Annotated in this window: 20 protein-coding genes; 11 read left to right on the top strand and 9 right to left on the bottom strand. The window is 55.2% G+C overall.

Translation table 11 applies throughout. The features are described 5' to 3' along the window. Nucleotides 1-88: 88 nt before the first annotated feature. On the bottom strand, nucleotides 89-1,423 hold the full coding sequence (locus IGQ15_RS10355; RefSeq protein ID WP_297051496.1) for an alkaline phosphatase PhoX: 1,335 nt from the start codon (nucleotides 1,421-1,423) through the stop codon (nucleotides 89-91). A 145-nt stretch (nucleotides 1,424-1,568) separates the two neighbouring features. On the opposite strand from IGQ15_RS10355, the gene IGQ15_RS10350 reads away from it, so the two are divergent. From IGQ15_RS10350 to IGQ15_RS10340, 3 genes are all read left to right on the top strand, one after another. Next, entirely contained in the window at nucleotides 1,569-1,829 is a 261-nt protein-coding gene (locus tag IGQ15_RS10350; RefSeq protein WP_297051494.1) for a sulfiredoxin, read from the top strand. A 63-nt stretch (nucleotides 1,830-1,892) separates the two neighbouring features. Further along, nucleotides 1,893-3,065, top strand: a complete 1,173-nt coding sequence (locus IGQ15_RS10345) for an ABC transporter ATP-binding protein (RefSeq protein WP_297051476.1) — start codon at nucleotides 1,893-1,895, stop codon at nucleotides 3,063-3,065. Continuing rightward, on the top strand, nucleotides 3,062-3,643 hold the full coding sequence (locus IGQ15_RS10340; protein ID WP_297051474.1) for a helix-turn-helix domain-containing protein: 582 nt from the start codon (nucleotides 3,062-3,064) through the stop codon (nucleotides 3,641-3,643). The genes IGQ15_RS10345 and IGQ15_RS10340 overlap by 4 nt, the downstream gene beginning before the upstream one ends. Here the strand turns inward: IGQ15_RS10340 and IGQ15_RS10335 are convergent. Both IGQ15_RS10335 and IGQ15_RS10330 read right to left on the bottom strand, forming a co-directional pair. Continuing rightward, complete coding sequence (locus tag IGQ15_RS10335; RefSeq protein WP_297051472.1) at nucleotides 3,525-3,932, bottom strand: ferredoxin; 408 nt, start codon at nucleotides 3,930-3,932, stop codon at nucleotides 3,525-3,527. The genes IGQ15_RS10340 and IGQ15_RS10335 overlap by 119 nt on opposite strands. Nucleotides 3,933-3,944: 12 nt before the next feature. Continuing rightward, nucleotides 3,945-4,736: a proteasome-type protease gene (locus IGQ15_RS10330; protein WP_297051469.1), complete on the bottom strand. Its 792-nt coding sequence runs from the start codon at nucleotides 4,734-4,736 to the stop codon at nucleotides 3,945-3,947. A gap of 138 nt (nucleotides 4,737-4,874) precedes the next feature. Between IGQ15_RS10330 and IGQ15_RS10325 the strand changes: the two genes are divergently transcribed. The 3 genes from IGQ15_RS10325 to IGQ15_RS10315 are packed head-to-tail and all read left to right on the top strand — an operon-like array spanning nucleotide 4,875 to nucleotide 7,292. Continuing rightward, nucleotides 4,875-6,488 carry a cation:proton antiporter gene (locus IGQ15_RS10325; protein ID WP_297051467.1) on the top strand — a complete coding sequence of 538 codons (1,614 nt, stop codon included), beginning with the start codon at nucleotides 4,875-4,877 and terminating at the stop codon, nucleotides 6,486-6,488. Continuing rightward, nucleotides 6,485-6,916, top strand: a complete 432-nt coding sequence (gene crcB, locus IGQ15_RS10320; protein ID WP_297051465.1) for a fluoride efflux transporter CrcB — start codon at nucleotides 6,485-6,487, stop codon at nucleotides 6,914-6,916. The genes IGQ15_RS10325 and crcB overlap by 4 nt, the downstream gene beginning before the upstream one ends. Beyond that, complete coding sequence (locus tag IGQ15_RS10315; RefSeq protein WP_297051463.1) at nucleotides 6,903-7,292, top strand: CrcB family protein; 390 nt, start codon at nucleotides 6,903-6,905, stop codon at nucleotides 7,290-7,292. The genes crcB and IGQ15_RS10315 overlap by 14 nt, the downstream gene beginning before the upstream one ends. On the opposite strand, the gene acnB is transcribed toward IGQ15_RS10315, so the two are convergent. From acnB to pheS, 3 genes are all read right to left on the bottom strand, one after another. Then, the gene (acnB, locus tag IGQ15_RS10310) at nucleotides 7,289-9,895 is read right to left on the bottom strand and encodes a bifunctional aconitate hydratase 2/2-methylisocitrate dehydratase (protein ID WP_297051461.1); all 2,607 of its coding nucleotides are present in this window, start codon (nucleotides 9,893-9,895) and stop codon (nucleotides 7,289-7,291) included. The two genes, IGQ15_RS10315 and acnB, sit on opposite strands and share 4 nt — an antisense overlap. A 136-nt stretch (nucleotides 9,896-10,031) precedes the next feature. Continuing rightward, entirely contained in the window at nucleotides 10,032-10,667 is a 636-nt protein-coding gene (locus IGQ15_RS10305) for a ParA family protein (RefSeq protein ID WP_297051459.1), read from the bottom strand. Between the two features lie 12 nt (nucleotides 10,668-10,679). Further along, nucleotides 10,680-11,690, bottom strand: coding sequence for a phenylalanine--tRNA ligase subunit alpha (pheS, locus tag IGQ15_RS10300; protein WP_297051458.1), 1,011 nt, complete (start codon nucleotides 11,688-11,690; stop codon nucleotides 10,680-10,682). A 126-nt stretch (nucleotides 11,691-11,816) separates the two neighbouring features. Here pheS and IGQ15_RS10295 point away from each other — a divergent pair, with 126 nt between their 5' ends. Then, entirely contained in the window at nucleotides 11,817-13,181 is a 1,365-nt protein-coding gene (locus IGQ15_RS10295) for a CPBP family intramembrane glutamic endopeptidase (RefSeq protein WP_297051456.1), read from the top strand. Here IGQ15_RS10295 and IGQ15_RS10290 read toward each other — a convergent pair. Further along, complete coding sequence (locus IGQ15_RS10290; RefSeq protein WP_297051454.1) at nucleotides 13,178-13,681, bottom strand: L,D-transpeptidase; 504 nt, start codon at nucleotides 13,679-13,681, stop codon at nucleotides 13,178-13,180. The two genes, IGQ15_RS10295 and IGQ15_RS10290, sit on opposite strands and share 4 nt — an antisense overlap. 87 nt (nucleotides 13,682-13,768) lie before the next feature. Here IGQ15_RS10290 and IGQ15_RS10285 point away from each other — a divergent pair, with 87 nt between their 5' ends. From IGQ15_RS10285 to IGQ15_RS10270, 4 genes are all read left to right on the top strand, one after another. Next, nucleotides 13,769-14,410, top strand: coding sequence for a cofactor assembly of complex C subunit B (locus IGQ15_RS10285; protein ID WP_297051452.1), 642 nt, complete (start codon nucleotides 13,769-13,771; stop codon nucleotides 14,408-14,410). 59 nt (nucleotides 14,411-14,469) lie between these two features. Continuing rightward, nucleotides 14,470-15,486, top strand: coding sequence for an oxygen-dependent coproporphyrinogen oxidase (gene hemF / locus IGQ15_RS10280; protein ID WP_297051451.1), 1,017 nt, complete (start codon nucleotides 14,470-14,472; stop codon nucleotides 15,484-15,486). A 13-nt stretch (nucleotides 15,487-15,499) separates the two neighbouring features. Beyond that, entirely contained in the window at nucleotides 15,500-16,825 is a 1,326-nt protein-coding gene (locus IGQ15_RS10275) for a cytochrome c biogenesis protein (protein WP_297051449.1), read from the top strand. Nucleotides 16,826-16,891: 66 nt separating this feature from the next. Beyond that, the gene (locus IGQ15_RS10270; RefSeq protein ID WP_297051448.1) at nucleotides 16,892-19,138 is read left to right on the top strand and encodes a heavy metal translocating P-type ATPase; all 2,247 of its coding nucleotides are present in this window, start codon (nucleotides 16,892-16,894) and stop codon (nucleotides 19,136-19,138) included. Between the two features lie 131 nt (nucleotides 19,139-19,269). Here IGQ15_RS10270 and IGQ15_RS10265 read toward each other — a convergent pair whose 3' ends face one another. Together IGQ15_RS10265 and IGQ15_RS10260 are read right to left on the bottom strand one after the other, a co-directional pair. Next, nucleotides 19,270-19,878 (bottom strand): type II secretion system protein, encoded by a 609-nt coding sequence (locus tag IGQ15_RS10265; RefSeq protein ID WP_297051445.1) that lies wholly within the window; start codon nucleotides 19,876-19,878, stop codon nucleotides 19,270-19,272. Nucleotides 19,879-19,939: 61 nt separating this feature from the next. Beyond that, nucleotides 19,940-20,527, bottom strand: coding sequence for a prepilin-type N-terminal cleavage/methylation domain-containing protein (locus IGQ15_RS10260; RefSeq protein WP_297051443.1), 588 nt, complete (start codon nucleotides 20,525-20,527; stop codon nucleotides 19,940-19,942). Nucleotides 20,528-20,533 lie beyond the last annotated feature (6 nt).

The raw sequence follows: 20,533 nt of genomic DNA, 5'->3' as shown, positions 1-20,533 counted from the left end.
AAATGACACGGGGTTAAACTGTTAAGTTGAGTCAGTAGGAAAATAACGAGGGAGTCAGGTCATCCTGGGCTCCCTTTTGCTTTGGGCATTAAGCCCGCCGATCCCACGGCCCCCAAATGGCAAAGGTCATCCCCGGATGGTAGAGATTGACAAACAGGGTTTGGCCGTCGGGAGAGAAGCAAACTCCCGCCAGTTCTTGATCATTGAGGGCATTGCGAGCAAAGGTGTATAGCTGTCCTTGGGGGGTGATACCAATCAGGCGATTAATGGCATCGTCGCCATCTTCGCAGCAAATGAGATCTCCCCAAGGGGCCATTGTCAAGTTATCGGGATAATCAAGAACCTCTTTGCCGGGGGACTCGACAAACAACTCAATCGTGCCACCATCTGCTGCGGTGCGACCGGGGCGGTATCGCCAGATTTGGCCTAGCCGCTTTTCACCACCACTGGTGGCTGTAAAGTAAAATTCGCCATTGTGGTAGCAAAGACCTTCGCCGCGTACAAATCGGGCTGCCCCTTTGTCGTAGCCCTCATAGCGCACGGTGTCTAGGGGTGGGTCAGGCTGGGTGATATTTACCCATTCCACCTCGAAGGGTTTGCGTAGGGGAAAATCCTGACCGGTGTTGATTTTCGGGTAGCGTTTGATTTTCAGGGCTTGGAGTTGGCCACCAGCGGCAAGGTTAGTGGGTTCCTTGGGAATAAAGCGATAAAAGAGACTATCGCCGCGATCCTCGGTTTGATAGACGATATTCGTTTTCGGATCAATGGCGATCGCCTCATGTTGAAAGCGCCCCATCGCCTTGAGGGGAACTGGCGTCACGGGTCCTTGAGCACTGATCGGTACTTCAAAGTTGTAGCCGTGGCGTTTTTGCACCGGGCCTTGGTTGGCAGGATGTTCGGGCGTGGAAATCGTTTCCTCGCAGCTAATCCAACTGCCCCAAAGGGTTTTGCCGCCACTACAATTGCGCGAGGTGCCCGCCAAAGAAACGTAATGGTTGAGGAGTTGCCGATCTTTGCTCACCACGAGTGTAGTGGTGCCGCCGGGGGCAATGGGGTCATACATCCGGTCCTTGGGAGCCACAACCCCCTGAAAGCCACGGGGTAGCCCCGGATATATCTCATGGTTGCGCACAAGGATGGTCGTGCCATCGGGGCCGGGGAAGGCGGCCATGCCATCATGGAGCGTTGGGACGGGAGTACCATCACTCAGGCGATCGCCCAGCTTTGAGAACACCCGATACTGAAAGCCTGCCGGTAGATCCAACAGGCCATTGGGATCCTTGACCAAGGGGCCAAATCCGGGGGTGGTCAGCGGTTCACCTTGGGCTGCCCGTTGATAGAGAAGCTGTAATCCTTGCGGAAAAAGTGCTGCCCCCATACCAGCGGCGGCGAGGGTGAGGAAGCGACGACGTTGCAAACCCATAAAAAACCCATGTAAACTGCACAACCAGCAGCTAAAAGCCGACCTCTATTGTCTTACTGCAAATCTAGGAAGTTATTCAAGGGAGTTTTGTTGCCGATTGGGGATTGCCTGCTAAAATAAAGTCATAACGAGTTTAGATAAGCCAATGCGAGTTATCGATTTGCCCCTCAATGCCATTCGTCGTCCCCTGATTCGGCAAACGGATCCTGCGAAAGTCGCAGCATTGATGGCCTCCATTGCTGAAATTGGCCAGCAGGAACCCATTGATGTCCTTGAGGTCGAAGGGCAATACTATGGCTTTTCGGGGTGCCACCGCTACGAAGCCTGTCAACGCCTCGGACTGCCGACGATTCGGGCCCGAGTCCGCCGTGCGCCCCGTTCGGTACTGAATCTGCACCTTGCCTAGGTGTCTTGTCAGATTAGCCTCAGTGTGGGATTCTAGCCAATTAGTCCCTCTAGGATAGCGATCGTGATCGGTGTACGCCTTGAACAACTGACCAAGGTCTATCGCGACCGCCAGCGCGGGCATGCTGTCACGGTACTGCAGGGGATTGATTTGAGGGTCGGTGCGGGCGAGTTTTTGGTGCTGGTGGGGCCTTCGGGGTGTGGCAAAAGTACTCTGCTGCGGCTTATTGCGGGTTTGGATGAACCAACCACGGGCACAATTTGGGTGGGCGATCGCGTGGTCAATGGTTTACCCCCCAAAGCGCGGGACATTGCCATGGTTTTTCAAAGCTATGCCCTCTATCCCCATCTCACGGTTTATGACAACTTGGCCTTTGGTTTGCGCCGCAACTCGCAAATGAATGGTCTGTTACCCGCCCCCATCGAGGCCACTTTAACGCGCTGGACGCGATCGCTCCCCCAGGGGATGCAACTGTCTTTTCCCCGCGAACGCATGATTCACCAGCGGGTGATGCAGATTGCGGAGATGTTGCAAATTAGTCACTTGCTCTATCGCTATCCCAAACAACTCTCCGGTGGTCAGAAGCAGCGGGTGGCCCTCGGACGAGCCATGGCACGCAATCCCCAAGTCTTTTTGATGGATGAACCGCTTTCTAACCTAGATGCCAAGCTGCGCACTGAAACCCGCACCCAAATTGTGCAACTTCAGCAGCAATTGGGTATCACAACCATTTATGTGACCCATGATCAAACGGAAGCAATGACGATGGGCGATCGCATTGTGGTGCTGCACCAAGGCCAAATCCAGCAAATTGCCCCCCCCCGCGACCTGTATCAACGCCCTGCCAATCGCTTTGTCGCCGAGTTTATTGGCTCACCACCGATGAACTTTTTAGCCGTGACCCTCAACCAAGGGAAGATTCAGTACCACAATTGGCAGTTGTCCCTGCGCCAACCCTTACCCCCAGTATCCAAGGCATGGTTGGGGATTCGTCCTGAGCATTTCCTGCTAGCGACGGCTGATGCGGAGAATACGCTGCCCGTTGAAGTGGATCTGGTGGAAGCCCTTGGCCATGAAACGGGGCTAGCAGTTCACCTCACTGCGACAGGAGAATTGTTGCGGGTGCGCCTGCCGGGGCAGCAGCCCATTCAGCGGGGCGATCGCCTGTATTTGCGCCCTGATCCGCAGCATCTTCACTTTTTTGATGAGAACACGGGGCAGCGCCTAGAACCATGAGCCAGCGTCTGCAAGCCCGCCTTGCGATGGCCGGCATTACCCGCAAGAGTCAACTACGCCGTAAAGGATTTACCCGCCAGCAAGCCAATGCCATTTGGTCTGGCGACCTACACCGACTGCGCCTGGAAACCCTCGAACACCTTGCCCAGGTTCTGGGGGTAACTCCCTTGGCGTTGTTTCAGTGGCTCTATGGCGAATCGGCTGCTGAGGTGGCGCTCCAACACCAAGCGCTTCAGATTCTTGAGCCGTTTCTGCGTTTCTGGCCCACTGCCGCCTATGCTGCTAGCCAAAACCCCACCGCACCTGCCCAGCGGATTTTGCCCCTGGTGAAGCCAGTGTTTCAACTCCTCGAGCAGTGGGGGATTCGGTTGATTGGTGAGGTTGGAAAGTGTGTTCCTTTTGATCCACACCAGCACCAGAGCGATCGCGCACCGTTAGAGGAAGGGACACCTGTGCGCATTACCCATGCGGGCTATTGGTGGGGCGATCGCCTGCTCTTTCGGGCGGTGGTGACGCCAGTAGATACTCTTGGACCCTCTGCCCCCTCAGCACATGTTCCTGAATCACCCGCTCAATAACTGCTGGCGTTGCCGAGTGATACCACACGCCATCGGGATAGACCACTAAAATTGGCCCCTGTTGGCACACCCGCAGGCAATTGGCCTTTGTGCGAAAAATACAGCCCTCTGGGCGCGGTTGATCCAAGCCCAATTCCTTGAGGCGTTTTTTCAAATACTCCCATGCTTCTAAACCCACCGCCTTGTCACAGCACAGGGGTTTGGTTTGATCGGCACATAGGAATAGATGCCGCTGAATGTGACCAATGCCGAGAGCGGCTACTTGCTGCGCTAACGAAGGAGATGTCATAGTTGGCTTTTCCTACTCTGCAACAAGGGTTTCCGATGTTGGTAGCACCATTGAGGACGTGGGGGAAGGCTGGCGCCGATTCCATTCAATGTCGGGCATTTCCTCAAGTGCTCGCCGCAGGGAGGCCTCCCAGAACTGTCGCACCTTCGACAAAAAAGGATCACCCAAGACAAATTCGGCGCGGTGACAGATCTGAAAGCTATCGGTGCGGTACATGATCAGATCAAGGGGGGGGCCGACGGAAATATTGGATTTCATCGTTGAATCAAGGGAGAGCAGCGCATACTTTGCCGCCGCATCTACCGGCGTATCGAAGCGCAACGTGCGGTCTAAAATCGGTTTGCCATATTTTGTTTCACCAATCTGGAGAAAGGGAGTTTCGGGGGTCGCTTGCAGAAAATTGCCCTGACTGTAGATCAGGTAGAGGTAGGGTTCCTCACCACGAATTTGCCCCCCCACCAGAAATGTGCATTGGTAGTCAATGTTATCTTTGGCCAACCAAGGGCGATGACTATCGGTGACCTCCCGCAGCTTACTACCGACATAGCGGGCTACCTCGTACATATTGGGCAGCGAGTTGAGACTGTGCTCCAACTGACCCTTGAGATCACGGCGAATGAGCGTGAGCACTTCCTGAGTAATTGAAAGGTTACCAGCGGTACAAATGACAATCACCCGCTCCCCCGGCACCGAAAAATCAAAGAGCTTCTGATAGGTGGAGATGTAATCCACCCCCGCATTGGTGCGAGAGTCTGCCGCCATCACCAGACCCGACGTGGTGAGAATTCCCAAGCAATATGTCATCTTGCTGATGCTCCGCCAATAACCAAGCACTATAGAGCATATAAGGGATTTGCGGCGATCGCTAGGGACGCCGAGGATTGGAAATCAACCTAATGATCCGATAGGGTAGGGTGCGGTGTCCCAGTGAGGTTTGCAGCGATGTCAGCCATTCTAGAAACCCTTGCCCTTATTCTCCTGCTGGGATTCTTGGCAGGGCAGTTGGCGCGGCGACTGGGGGCGCCGGCCTTGATCGGCATGATTCTTGTGGGGATTGTCCTCGGGCCTGCGGTCTTGAATCTGTTGCAAACCGATGTCCTAAGGGCAGCCCCCATCTTTCGGGCCGTGGCGGTGATGGTGATTTTGATGAAGGCGGGGCTAGGCTTGGATCGCCAAAAATTGGCACAACAGGGCACAGTGGCGCTACGCCTCGGTGTATTACCCGCACTGTGTGAAATGGCAGTTGTGGCCGGGGTGGCCATGCTGCTACTGGGATTTGATTTGCGCCAAGGGCTATTGCTGGGGGCGATCGTGGCACCAGAGTCCCCGGCTGTCATTGTGCCGGGCATGCTACGGCTAAAAAGTTTGGGCTGGGGTGTGGACAAGGGGATTAGTGATGCGATTCTCTCGGGCAGTGCCATTTCCGATGTTGTGGTGCTGCTGCTGTTTAGTTTGCTGATGGGGTCTGAGCATGAGGGAGGATTCCTAGGGGCTTTGCCGCCAGCCTTGGGGGTGAGTGTGCAGGCACTCCTTGAAATTGGGGGGGGCTTGATCGTGGGCTATGGCTTGGCATGGGCGCTGGTCTTTTTGTTGGTCAAGCAAAACTGGAGTCAAAATCGGGTACAAACAACCCTCGTGGCAGCAGCAGTGGCCTTGGGAGCAGTGGGCTTGGCCGATCGCCTGCCCTTGTTTTCTGGCTACCTTGCGGTTATGAGTGCAGGGTTTTTCTTGATTGAGATGGATGCGCCTCTAGCGCGGCAATTGCGGGGGGGCTTTGATGTGCTGTGGCAGGTGGCAGAGATTTTTCTCTTTGTGCTGTTGGGTGCCAGTGTCCAGTTGGGGGTATTGCAAAGTTCCCTTGGTGTGGGTTTGGTGATATTAGCGGTGGGTACCTTGATTGGGCGGGGCATGGGTTGGTATCTTTCCACCCTTGGCAGTAATTGGACACTCTCAGAACGCCTCTTTTTGCTGCCGGGGAACTCCGCAAAGGCAACGGTGCAAGCGGCGATCGGTGCTTTGCCCTTATCCGCTGGGGTGGCGGGGGGTGAAACGATGCTGGCGATCGCTGTCCTCTCGATCCTGATTACGGCTCCCTTGGGGGCATGGGCAATTCCCACGTTTGCGCCAAAACTTCTGCAAAAGGGCGCGGTGGATCCCACCAAAGTCCTGCTGCAACCACGGGTTGTTCTCTTAGCACCGGTGGATGTTTCGAGTGTCACCCCCTATGTTCTCCAAAAGACGGCGGAATTAGCGCGGCGTGCCGATGCGGAAGTGATTGTGCTCCATGTGCAGGACCTACCTGACCCCAAGGCAGTGGCCACACTCGAAGCGCAAATGAAGCAGTACCTCGCAGACATTCGCTATCGTTTCATTGTGACCGCTGGCCCGATTACCGAAGCCATTTTGGATACCGCCGCCCTGTACAACGTGACTGAAATCATTCTTGGCAAACATGGTCAAAAGGGTCTCAAGCGTGTCCTCATGGGGTCTGTATGTCAGAGTATTCTTGAGACCTCAACTCGACCCGTGTTGATTGTGGAGGAGCCACGCTCATGATCTCGATGCATCCTCGGTTGCGCCCTGCGTTGGCCGTTAGTCTTGGAGCCATCCCCGGTGCCTGGAGTCGCTGCTTACTGGAGGCCTATTTGGAACCCTATCTTGCGGGTAATGTGCCCTTTGCCACGTTGATCGTGAATGTCACTGGCTGTTTTTTGCTGGGGGTGATTGCTCCCCTTGCCTTTGCCCGCGCGTTTGTACTGCACCCCGATTTGCGCTTGCTATTAACAACGGGATTTATTGGTTCTTACACAACCTTTTCATCCTACGAGTTGGATAACGACAAGCTCTTGGGGATTAGGGATGCGGCAGTCGAGGGTTTTTACTGGCTCGGCAGTACGGGACTGGGATTACTGGCCTTGGAGTTGGGCAGCCGCCTCATGCTGCGGGGGTTAGCCTATTGGGAGAAGTGGGATGATCTCACCTGAAGGACTGTTGGCGATCGCCCTTGGGGCCGTGGCCGGCGCTTTGACACGCTACTACGTCGGTTTATGGAGCGATCGCCGCTTTGGCACTCCCGTCTTGGGTACCCTGAGTGTGAATCTCATGGGTGCCTTTCTCATGGGCTTTTTGAGCCATATTTTAGCCCGTTGGGGGGCACCGCAATGGCTTAGCGATGGCATCACCGTCGGTTTTTTGGGGTCTTTGACCACCTTTGCCACATTTACCTTCGAGGTATCAAACCTGCGCCGCGAAGGCTATCCTCGGATTGCGTGGTTCTATTGGCTCAGTACGCCTATCCTCGGCTTTCTTTTTGTGGAAGCCGGTATCGCTTTCTCCCATTGGGTTGAGATCAAGGGCTAGCCGCCAATACTGGCTAATAGCTTCGCTTCCTCCTCCTTCGAAATGAGACGGCCTTGGTTTTCGTAGTCGGGAATTTGGTCAAAGTACAGGTAGCGATAGAGATCCGCTGCAAAGGGATCAATTTTCCGCGTCACAATCTCTAGGTACTCCTCGCGGGTGGGAATGCGCCCCAGTAGGGCACAAACTGCTGCTAGCTCTGCAGAACCAAGATAGACCCGTGCCCCTTTGCCCATGCGGTTATTAAAGTTTCGTGTGGAGGTGGAGAAAACCGTGGTGTTATCAGCAACGCGGGCTTGGTTGCCCATGCACAGAGAGCAGCCCGGCATCTCCATGCGTGCCCCAGCAGCAGCAAAAATACTGTAATAGCCCTCTTCGCGCAACTGCTGCTCATCCATACGGGTGGGAGGTGCAATCCAGAGGCGAACCTTCACAGCCCCCTCTCCTTCAAGCACCTTGGCAGCGGCACGGTAGTGGCCAATATTGGTCATACAGGAGCCAATAAAGACCTCCTGCACTGGATCGCCGGCACATTCTGAGAGGGTTTTGATATTGTCGGGGTCATTGGGGGCAGCCACAAGGGGTTCCTTGATCTGATCGAGATCGACCTCAATCACATCGGCATACTCGGCATCCGCATCCGCCGCGAGAAGACTGGGATTAGCCAGCCATGCTTCCATCTTTTTCACCCGCCGTAGGATCGTACGAGGATCGCCATAGCCCCGAGCCACCATGTTTTTCAGGAGGGCTACGTTCGATCGCAGGTATGTTGCCACGGTGTCTTCACTGAGTTTAATCGTGCACCCTGCTGCCGATCGCTCCGCTGTGGCGTCGGTCAGTTCAAAAGCCTGCTCCAGTTGCAAGTCTGGCAGCCCCTCCATTTCCATGATCCGTCCGGAGAAAACATTCTTTTTATTCTCCTTGGCAATGGTGAGCTTATCCTGCTGAATAGCCACATAGGGAATGGCATTGACAATGTCCCGCAGCGTCACCCCCGGCTGCAACGAACCTTTGAAGCGCACTAGCACCGACTCCGGCATATCCAAAGGCATCACCCCCAAAGCCGCGGCAAAGGCGACCAAGCCAGAACCTGCTGGGAACGAAATGCCCAAGGGAAAACGGGTATGGGAATCACCCCCCGTGCCTACGGTATCGGGCAGCAGCATACGGTTGAGCCAAGAGTGGATAATGCCATCCCCCGGTCGCAGTGAGACGCCCCCCCGCGAGGTAATAAAGTCCGGCAGTTCTTTGTGGGTTTTGATGTCAACGGGCTTGGGATAGGCCGCCGTATGGCAGAAACTTTGCAATACCAAGTCGGCACCAAAGCCAAGGCAGGCCAGCTCCTTGAGTTCATCGCGGGTCATTGGACCTGTCGTATCCTGCGAGCCGACCGTTGTCATCACGGGTTCACAGTAGGTGCCGGGGCGGACGCCGGGGAGACCACAGGCTTTACCGACAATCTTTTGCGCCAAGGTATAGCCCTTACTGCTCTCGACAGGGGGCTTGGGACGAGTAAAGAGGGGACTGGGTTCTAGGCCAAGGGCAGCCCGCGCTTTGTCGGTGAGGGTACGCCCAATCAGAAGGGAAATGCGACCCCCCGCCCGCACTTCGTCCAAGAGGGTATCGGGCTTGAGAGTAAAGTGACTAATCACCTCCCCCGCGTCATTGGTGATTTCGCCTCGGTAGGGGTAGATTGTGATCACCTCCCCCATATTCATTTGGCTAACATCGCACTCAATGGGCAGCGCGCCGGAGTCCTCCATGGTGTTGAAGAAAATGGGCGCAATTTTGCCACCGAGACAGACGCCCCCTGTGCGCTTATTGGGGACGTAGGGAATGTCGCGACCAATGTGCCAAATCACAGAGTTGGTGGCGGACTTGCGGGAGGAACCGGTGCCGACAACATCACCGACAAAGGCAAGGGGATAGCCTTTTTGTTTCAGCTCAGCAATGATTTGCAGTGCCCCCGGCAAGCGGCTTTCCAGCATCACCGTGGCGTGCAGCGGAATATCGGGGCGAGTGGTGGCATGGGGGGCAGGGGAAAGATCATCGGTGTTGGTTTCACCCGCCACTTTGAAGACAGTGACGGTAATTGCTTCTGGAAGGGGTTCACGGCAGGTAAACCAGTCACCATTAGCCCAAGATGCCATCACTTGCCGGGCATAGGTGTTCCCTTGGTGCATCAGGTCTTGAACATCGTGAAAGGCATCATAGACCAAGAGGGTATGGCTGAGGGCAGTGGCCGCCGCACGGGCAAGTTCTGGGTTCTTGTGGCGCAGCAGCTCAATGAGGGATTGAACGTTGTAGCCCCCCAGCATTGTCCCTAAGAGTTCCACCGCTGCAACAGGGGTGATGAGGGGACTGGTGAGTTCTCCTTTGGCGATCGCTGTCAAAAAGCCCGCTTTAATGTAGGCCGCTTCATCGACACCGGGGGGCACGCGATCGCGAATCAGGTGCAATAGGTATTCTTCCTCTCCCGCTGGGGGGTCTTGCAGCAGATCACAGACCGCCGAAGTTTCTGCCGCCGTCAGAGGTAAGGGGGGAATTCCCAAGGCAGCACGTTCTTGGGTTTGCTGACGGTATTGGCTGAGTACGGTTGTGTCCACGCTATTTTGACCTCAATTTACAAACACAGAGAATGTCAGGGAAAGCAGTTTTATGTGCGGATCTAGATTTTAGAGTACAGATTCGCGTTTGGTTCTTTGGTTACTTTTGATACGGATACCGTTGGGGCGATCGCCCCTATTGCCAGTCCCGTTGTAACTCTTCAGCAACGCGACGGTAATCTGCTTGGGCTTCCTTCGCCTGTTTGCCCTTCCATTGGGTAATGGGAACCCCATCGAGAGCCGCCCGTTCATGGGCTTTGTAGGCGCGAATAAAGGAATGACAGGCCGCCACCCCCAACTGCAAGAGCGTATTTTGGGCTTCGAGGGCTTCATTGACACAGCGGGGATCAACGCGGGTGAGCAGGACGCGGTGAGGAACCTTAGACGGTTGCACCACTTGCTTCACTGTTTCAATGAGGGCGGCAAGGTCAATGGGGGCGGGGGGGGTGGGCAGCACCAGATAGTCGGCGATCGGTACCACCGCCGCTAGGGCACTGGAGGCTAAGGCCGGCGGCGTGTCGACAACAATCAGGTCATAGCTAGAGAGCTTGCGCACATGGCTGAGGAGTTTTGGGTTGACCTCCTGCGCGAGATCAAAGCCCATGGATTGGCCACTGCGCTGAAACCACCACGTTGCCGAGGCTTGGGGATCCGTATCCACTAACAACACTTTGTACTGCTCAGCATAGGTGGCTGCTAGGTTGATGGCCGTTGTGGTTTTGCCAACGCCTCCCTTACCGTTAAGGACAGCGAGCAGACGGGGTTCAGCCAAGGTTCTGCCCTCCTAAAACTGTTGCAAAAAGCGCAGATCACTGGTGTAAAAGCGGCGAATGTCGTCAATTTGATGCAACACCATGGCAAACCGCTCTACGCCAAAGCCAGCAGCGAAGCCCGTATAAACCTCTGGATCGTAGCCGACATTTTTGAGAACGGCGGGATCCACCATGCCACAGCCCATCACTTCTAACCAGCGTCCCTGCCACTGCACATCCACCTCCGCCGAGGGTTCTGTAAAGGGGAAATAGCTGGCACGGAAACGAATGGGCACATCGCCAAAAAGTTCTGCCAGAAACGTCGTGACGGTACCCTTGAGGTCTGTAAAGGTCAGCCCCTCATCCACTGCCAAGATCTCAATCTGATGGAACACAGCCGCGTGGGTGGCATCCTCCGTATCCCGACGGTAACAGCGGCCGGGGGCAACGATGCGAATGGGGGGATCATTGAGTTCCATGTGGCGAATCTGCACCGAGGAGGTGTGGGTGCGCAGGAGATTGCCATCGGGCAGGTAAAAAGTATCCTGCATATCGCGAGCTGGGTGATCCGCAGGTGTATTCAGCGCCTCAAAGTTGTAGTAGTCGCTTTCCATTTCGGGGCCATTGGCAACGGTATAGCCGAGACCCACAAAAATATCGAGGATGCGGTCAATGGTGCTATTGAGGGGATGAATGTGCCCTTGGGGACGATAGACGCCTGGCATGGTTACATCAAGGCTTTCAGCCGCCAGTTGAGCAGCAATTTTTTCGGCTTGCAGTGTTTCGCGGCGGGCTTCTAGTTCTTGGAGCAGTTTTTCCTTGAGGGTGTTGGCGAGGGTACCGATGGTGGGGCGATCGCTAGCGGGCAACTTGCCCATAAGGGCGAGAATTTGTGAGAGTTGGCCTTTTTTTCCCAAGTAGGCAACACGCAGTTGCTCTAGGGTATCGAGGGTGCTGGCTCCAGCGATCGCCTGCAAGGCTTGGGCTTCTAAATCTTTGAGTTGTTGGCTCAGCCGATCACGATCAAGGGTGGGGGTGGTCATGGCAAAATGCAGTTGCGGGATAGGCAAAAATCAACATTAACGAGGCGTCTCAAGAAATTCCCACGGGCTGGGAATAAGCCTTGATTATAACGCTATGCCCGCAGTTGCGATCGCGATGGTTCTAGAATGCCGATGCCTCATCTCACCACCCAGCCTAAAAATACGGTCAGTTATTGGTTGACCAGAGCACCCCAAGCCTTTCTCCGTTCACCCCGCTTTTCTGCGAAGCGCGAGCAACCGATGGCGATCGCTGCCTGTGGGCTGTGGTTTTTGGCACAACTCCTTTATCTTCACTATTTGTCTGCAACCCCTTGGCCATGGCTAGAAAGTCTGGTGGAGTCCGCTGCTGTCGTTATCATTGGTGGTTTCCCAGTGCTGTGGTGGGCAAGTGGCCAGCGTGATTTTGAGAAGATGGCTCAACGGTGGCAGGCACGGTTACTCCTGAGTGTGGGACTGTACATTGCCATTGGCTTGGTGCTTCCGCAGGCAACCCGCTTTCGTTGGCATCCGATTCTTACGAACTTGATCTTTGCCGATCAGCCGGCGCTGAATTTGCTGATCTTTCTCGGGGGGGTCTGGGCAATGGTGCGCGTTCCTTTCCTCTTGCGGCAGAATAGGACACCGGCACCAGTGTTGTGGGCTTGGATCAGTGGAGCAGCGCTTTATTTGTTGCTCAGCCACAGTGGGCTGATTTCGCTAGCCTTCCCCAAAGCGTACACGGAAGGATTCATCATTACCCCTATCTATCTGTTCCTATGTGCCTGGGGCGATTGGCAGCGGCGACACCCCCCACGGACAACCCCCACGGGATTGGGACTACACGACATTCCCTTCATTGCCGTCTCGCTTTTTAGCCTCTACTGGTTCTCGACGCCCTACTTTCGCTTTGGCCCTTTTGTGGCGCTGCAACTGTTTATTCTTGTGATCATTTTCGGCAGTGGGCTGGGGCGAGCGCACTTTGGCTATAGCTTTGAACCCCGCTGGCGCGATGCCCGTTTATTGGCGGGAATGTTCTTGGCGGCCTTGGTGACCCTGGTGCCCTTGGGGAGTCTATTGGGCTTTTTGCCCTTGGCGGAATTCAACCTGACCCCCTCGCCGCTGGAGGTGTTTGTCTATGTAACACTCTTTGCAATGCGGGTGGGCATTTTTGAGGAAGTGCTCTTTCGGAGTGGTTTGATGATTTTCGTGCGGGATCGGTTGCAGCACTATGGGGGCGATCGCCAACGGCCGCTGGTCATTACTTGGGGTGCCATTCTCATTTGTTCGCTTCTTTTTGGCCTTCTCCACGTAGGCAATGAGCCGAATGCCGATATTCAACTGCCCCTCATGGCCTACCGAGCGGTGTATATCGTCATGGCAACCTTGGCCTCGCTCTTTTACTGCCTCATCTTTGCCTGTACCCAGCGCCTCTGGGCGGGCGTTCTCCTTCATGGTCTCGTGGATGCGATCGCCGTCGTCTTTTTTGGCGCAGCCCTCGTCGCCCCTTTTTAGCGCACAACAATTACAGGTACACCCGGCTTTATTTTTTCAAAAAGCTCCTCAATATCGCGGTTGTACATACGCACGCAACCGTGGGAAACCGCATGACCAATGGAATCAGGATTGGGGGTACCATGCAATCCAACCCAATTGGTGCCATCACTCCAAAAGCCAATCCAACGCCGCCCCAAGGGGTTGCGGGGATGTCCGCCAGCAATCACTGCCCCGGTAAAGGGGTTTTTCCAGGCAGGATCACGAATCATCTCCCGAACTTGAAATTGACCCGTGGGGGTTTCCCACCCAGGTCGGCCGACGGCCACTGGATACTGGCGCAGGGGAGTTTGTCCTTGATAGAGGGTCAATTGGCGCCGCGATAGGCTGATTTCTAGGCGTAGGGGAGGTGGGGGAGCAGTGGCGAGAGCAAAGGGGAGACGACCCAAAAGACTCAAACTCACCAATCCAACAACCGCGAGCGATCGCTGGCCAGCTTTTAGGAACCCCTGTCCTTTCATTGCTCTATCCACTCCTACCACCATGAGATTGACATTGGGGAATAATAGATAGCTACGTTGCTACTGAAAAATTTTTCAAAATTTTAGATGAATGACCCAGTTCTGCGCTATTTACCCCTTGCAACGGGGGTGTTGGGGGGCACACTTCTCCTCATCAATCGCCTCTTAACCCCCATGCTGACCCCTTCCCAAGCGCGTGCCGATGTCGTGGGGGTCATCCTTGCAGCAGTCTTGATTTTGACGACGCTGATTTGGCAGCGGGTGCAGCCCCGTCCCCCGGAAGCGGTGATCCTTGAAGGGGAAGAGGGATTTGAACTTGCCGATGATCTGGAGGCTGCCCTGAAAACAGAGCTGGCGTGGCTCTCCTACACATTACTGACGAATACGCCCACAAAGTCCATTGTTATTTGGCAGGGCGATCGCCCCCTCTTGCGACGCGGCATTCTCGGCCCGAAACCGATGACGGCCACGGGTGCCATTGTCCAGCGAGCACTGCAAACCCAACGCCCCATCTATTTAGTGAATTTGGCTCTTTACCCCGGACGCATTGAATTTGACTATTTGCCCCCCAATACCCAAGGAGTGATCTGCCAACCCGTGGATGAGCAAACGGTGATGATTCTCGGCACCAATGCCCCCCGCAGCTATACCCAGCAGGATGAACAGTGGGTGGCTGCCCTTGCCGCAAAGTTCGCCCAGGTGCTGGCAGAACAGTACAATAAAGCCTAGACACGCTTGCAAGCGACTTTTGACACTCAAGACCGTTCATTAGGATTTCGATATTTACTATGACTGTTGCAACTTCTGCTACCACTGCTGTGCCCAGGGACTCGCGCCAACGGGTGGCCACGTTTCTCAAGGATCTACAGGATCAGATTTGTCAGGGCCTAGAGGCTGCCGATGGCGGTGCCCAGTTTCAAGAGGACGTCTGGGAACGACCCGAAGGCGGCGGCGGGCGATCGCGGGTAATGAAAAATGGCCAGCTTCTGGAGCAGGGGGGCGTTAATTTCTCGGAGGTATGGGGGGAGCAGTTACCTCCTTCAATCTTGGCGCAGCGGCCAGAGGCGGCGGGTCATGGCTTCTATGCCACGGGTACCTCAATGGTGCTCCATCCCCGCAATCCCTATGTGCCAACGGTGCATTTGAACTACCGCTACTTTGAAGCCGGGCCGGTGTGGTGGTTTGGCGGTGGGGCGGATTTGACCCCCTACTACCCCTTTGCCGAGGATGCCAAACACTTCCATCAGGTACATAAGGCTGCCTGCGATCGCCACCACAGCGAATACTATCCCGTCTTCAAACGCTGGTGCGATGAATACTTTTACCTCAAGCATCGCGGCGAAACCCGAGGCGTGGGCGGCATTTTCTTTGACTACCAAGATGGCAGCGATCGCGAACTGTACCGCGGGCCCCATCCCGATGGCGAGGCAGCTCGCTATAGCCAAAAGGTGGGTTCTGTGGGCAGTCGGTCGTGGGAAGACCTCTTTGCCTTTATTCAAAGCTGTGGCCAAGCCTTCCTGGAGGCCTACCTACCAATTGTCGAACGGCGGCGTCACCTCGAGTATGGCGATCGCGAGCGGCAATTTCAGCTCTATCGGCGCGGGCGCTATGTAGAATTCAACCTTGTCTATGACCGCGGCACGATCTTCGGCCTGCAAACCAATGGCCGCACCGAGTCTATTTTGATGTCCTTACCCCCCCTTGTCCGCTGGGAATATGGCTATACCCCGGAACCCAACAGCCGCGAAGCGGAACTGTACACCACATTTTTGAAGCCCCAAGACTGGGTCAATTGGCCACTCTAAAACAACTCTAAAGATGGACGCCCCTGTGTTTCGCCGTGTTCTTGCTCTCCTTGGAGATTTGCGCCTAGCAATTCTCTTGTTGCTCGTGATTGCGATCGCCAGTATTGCCGGCACTGTGATTGAGCAGGGGCAATCCCTCAGCTTCTATCAAGCCAACTATCCCGAAGATCCTGCCCTGTTTGGTTTTCTCAGTTGGCGGGTACTGCTGGCACTGGGGTTGGATCATGTGTATCGCACCCCTTGGTATCTCACTCTGTTGGTGCTCTTTGGCGCCAGTTTAATTGCCTGTACCGTCAGTCGTCAGGTACCTGCCCTAACCACCGCCCAACGCTGGCAGTACTACCAAAAACCGCGTCAATTCACAAAGCTTGCCCTCAGTACCACGATTCCCCAAGGCTCCCTCAAGGAACTGGCCACTGCCCTGAGCGCAAAGGGCTACCGCGTCTGGCAAACCGATAATCAACTCTATGCCCGCAAAGGCATTGTTGGTCGCATGGGCCCGATTGTGGTTCATGCCAGTATGATCCTGATTTTGCTGGGGGGGATTTTGGGGGCGCTCACGGGCTTTATGGCCCAAGAACTCATTCCCAGTGGTGAAACCTTTCATCTGCAGCACATTGTTCAGGCGGGGGCGTTGGCACGGGTCCCCCAGCACTGGTCAGTCAAGGTGAATCGCTTTTGGATTGACTACACCGATGCCGGTGACATTGACCAGTTCTACTCGGATCTGTCGGTACTGGATGCCGACGGTCAAGAGGTGAAGCGGGGCACGATCCATGTCAACCGGCCCTTGAAGTATGGCGGGGTCACCTTCTATCAGGCAGACTGGAGTATTGCCGCCATTCGCTTTCGCCTTAACAAGAGTCCCGTGCTGCAACTGCCAATGGCACAACTCGACACCCAGGGGAAAGGTCGCCTCTGGGGCACATGGCTGCCCACGAAGTCGGATCTCTCGGAGGGGATTTCTCTGATTGCGCGCGATCTCCAAGGCACGGTACTGATTTACAACCCTAAGGGAGAGTTTCTCACCAGCTTGCGCACGGGCATGAGTACAGAGATTAACGGTGTGACGCTGACATTGGTCGAACTGGTGGGCAGTACGGGGCTGCAAATTAAAGCAGATCCAGGGATTCCCCTGTTTTATGCGGGCTTTGCCCTGTTGATGGCGGGGGTAATCATGAGCTATGTGTCCCACTCGCAGGTGTGGGGGCTGCAGGAAAACGATCTCCTCTACATCGGTGGACGGACGAATCGGGCGCAGTTGGCCTTTGAGCAGGAATTGGTGGCGATCGCCCGCGCATTGGCTTCCCAAAGCCAAACTATAGAAGTGGAGGTTTAGCCCCTTGACTCTCTAGTTGACTGGAGACTTCAGGATCAATAGGGAGTGCTTTAGGGGAAGGTCATCATGACTCACCTCACCTTCAAAGTGCAGGGAATGCGCTGCGCCGCTTGCGCCAATGTTGTTGAAACTGCCCTGCGATCGCTGGCGGGGGTGGTGGATTGTGAAATTCATTTTGCGGCTGCCCAAGCCACCGTCACCTACGATCCGCAGCGCGTCACATGGTCAGATCTGCAAGGGGCGATCGCCAAAGCCGGCTACCACCCAGAGCGACTCCCCGAAGAGGGCTTGGTGACTGATACCGCTGCCGAAGAATTTGCCTATCGGGCTGAACTGCGCCGTCTCAAACGCCGACTCCTCTTTGCCGGTAGTGCAACCCTACTACTGCTGCTGGGGAATCTACCCATGATGACGGGCTGGCATCTCCCTTGGCTCCCCCCATGGCTGCACCATCCTTGGGTACAACTCCTGCTCACAACACCCATTCAGTTTTGGAGTGGTGAATCCTTTTACGCAGGGGCATGGCGGGCACTGTGCTATCGCACGGCCACGATGGACACCCTAGTTGCCTTGGGCACAAGTGTTGCCTTTTTCTATTCTCTCTTTGTGACGCTCTTTCCCCAAGCCTTCCATGCCCACCCACCGGAAGTCTATTACGAAGTCTCAGCCGTCATCATTACCCTGATTCTCTTGGGACGCTTTCTCGAAAGTCGCGCCAAACGGGAAACGGCAGCCGCTATTCGCAAACTCCTCGCCCTGCAACCGAAAACGGCACGGGTGATTCGTCACGGGGAAGCCGTGGAGGTGCCCCTCATTGAAGTGCAAGTGGGGGATCTATTACTGGTGCGTCCCGGCGAGAAAATTCCCGTGGATGGTGAGATTGTGGCCGGGGCTTCGACGGTGGATGAATCCATGGTGACTGGGGAGAGCCTACCAGTGGAAAAGCACGAGGGGGATGAAGTCATTGGTGCCACTCTCAATCAAACGGGCAGCCTACAAATCCGTGCTACACGGGTGGGGCAGCAAACCTTCTTAGCCCAAATGATTCAACTAGTGCAGCAGGCACAGGCCTCAAAAGCCCCCATTCAAAAACTGGCGGATCGGATCACGGCTTGGTTTGTACCGACGGTGCTGGCGATCGCTCTCCTCACGGGGTTGCTGTGGCTCACTATTGGCCGTAACCCCCCCCTTGCCCTATTGACGAGCATTGGCGTCTTGATCATCGCCTGTCCCTGTGCCCTTGGCTTGGCGACCCCCACCTCGATTATGGTGGGTACGGGCAAAGCAGCGGAGTATGGCATTTTGATTAAAGATGCCCGCAGTCTCCAACTTGCCCATCGTCTTCAAACCCTTGTCCTCGACAAAACAGGAACCCTGACCCAAGGTCATCCCAGCGTCACAGACTTTTATACACAAGAGGATGCCCCAACCCTTTTGCGTCTTGCCGCCAGTGTGGAATGGCACTCAGAACATCCCCTTGCTGCTGCCGTGGTCGAGTATGCCCAAGGGCAGGGGGTATTGCCGCAAACAGTTCGCGATTTTGTGGCCACAATTGGTCAAGGGGTACAAGGCATTGTTGAAGAGCAGTGGGTTCTCATCGGTACCTCCGCCTTTCTAGAAGCCCACAACATTGACCTCACCCCTTGGCAGCCCCAAGCCCAGCGCCTTGCCCAAGCGGGAAAAACCGTCGTTTGGATTGCCGTGGAGGGGAAAGTCAAAGGTCTGATGGCCATTGCCGATACCCTTAAACCCGAAGCCCCAGCGGTAGTGGCTGCCCTCAAGCGCATGGGATTAGAAGTGATTCTGCTGACGGGAGATCATGCCGTTACGGCTGCGGCCATTGCTCAGCAAGTGGGAATTGAGCACTACGTTGCCAGTGTGCGTCCCGATCAAAAGGCAGCGATCATTGCTGAACTGCAACATCAAGGGAAGTGCGTGGCCATGGTGGGAGATGGCATTAATGATGCCCCCGCTCTCGCCCAAGCCGATGTGGGGATTGCTCTGGGCACGGGGACCGACGTGGCGATCGCCAGTAGTGACATCACCCTCATTTCCGGTCATCTTCAGGGCGTTGTCATCGCCCTACAACTCAGCCGCGCCACGATCCGCAATATTCGCCAAAATCTCTTTTTTGCCTTCATCTATAATGTGGCTGGCATTCCCATTGCCGCTGGTATCCTTTACCCCCTGAGCGGCTGGCTCCTCAATCCCATGGTGGCCGGTGCAGCAATGGCCTTTAGTTCCTTCTCAGTAGTGATGAATGCCCTGCGCCTGCGCTATTTTCAACCAAGACTGCCAGCCCAGGCGAGATAACGAGAGGCAACAGTTTGCCCAAAGCCGCCATTTACCTTTGCTGATTATTGCAAAATCAACCTTCGCCAGTGCCATACCCTGACTCAAGACTTGCATCTCTACCGCAACCTGCTGCGAATTCTCGTAGAAATTTACTCCGTTGTTTGAATCGAGTAGAACTTCACTGGCTCACCAGAACCTTGCGGTACGTCCGCCGCCCAGCAATCACCGGGGGGTGCCGCCGTTGTTCCCTCCTTCACGGAAGCAGTGGTTACACCCAACTGGCCGGGTTTTGCCCAGACGCAGCCAGAGACACCTCTACCGGCTGGATCAATAGCCTGAGCATGCACTGACACATACCACGGATTGCCACCCCCATAGAGCACGGTATTGGTGACTGCATGTTTGACTTGGTCATAAGTGAGGACAAGGGGATGGTAGCCCTCGATTTTATAACCGCCGCCACTGGTATCATAAATTTTCAGCAAAGATAGCTTAGTTGCAAAAATCTTATGGCGCACGCGGTAGGCTTCCTGGGCACGGTTAATCGCCCCAATTGTGGATTTGGCACTAGCCAGTTGAGCCTTAGTGCGCTGATTGAGCAGTGAAGGCAAGGCAATCAGAGCAATCACCCCGATAATCACCATCACCGCCAGCACCTCTGGTAGCGATAACCCACTATTGCGATTCCGTTGGCGGCGCCGCTCCAGTTGTTCATTGAGCGTAAAGAGCAATTTCAAACGAATAATGGCTTGGGGCATAGGAGCTCATCCTCAGTGGAGATTGGTTACGGCCTTCTACTTCTAGGTTAGCGAGTTCGAGCTATTCCATGTATTCGGTACAAACACTCCCCTCCTCAGTGCGCATCGCGCCCAACACCGTTGAAAGCCGCACACAGCGCAAATAGTCAAATTCATAGGCAAAGATGCTAAAGGAAATCCGCCGCGGGGTAACAGGTGTAATCACCCGACCCTGATGGTCAAAGGCTAGTTCACACTGATTGCTGTCCCGTGCCGCCTCTTGCCAGCACTCCAATACTCGTCCCTCAGAGTTAGTGACAGGACTATTAAAGTCTGTCCCCCACATCACCATCACCACTTGCTCATCATCTTCAATCAGGGGTTGCCACGTCCATTGATTGCGAGGAGTAGTGACGCGGTTCATTGTCCACTGCACACCCGTATCCGTATTGCGAAAAGCCACAACCCAAGGCAAGTTTTCCTTTTTGGCGGCGGCTTGGGCAAGGCGCAAAGCATTACGGGCATTATTCGTTGCCGCCCGCACCCGTTGCCGTTGCAACAAAGGGAAAATGCTCATTGTGCCGATGCCAATGACCACCCCAATCAGGACAATGACGACCAAGACTTCAACAAAGCTGTATCCTCGCGTTGAGTGTCGTGACACTTGCATACCAGA

The organism is Thermosynechococcus sp. M98_K2018_005 (assembly GCF_015295825.1).
Classification (GTDB): domain Bacteria; phylum Cyanobacteriota; class Cyanobacteriia; order Thermosynechococcales; family Thermosynechococcaceae; genus Thermosynechococcus.
The sequence above is the reverse complement of the archived record's forward strand: the minus strand, read 5'-3'. Positions and strand labels throughout refer to the sequence as shown.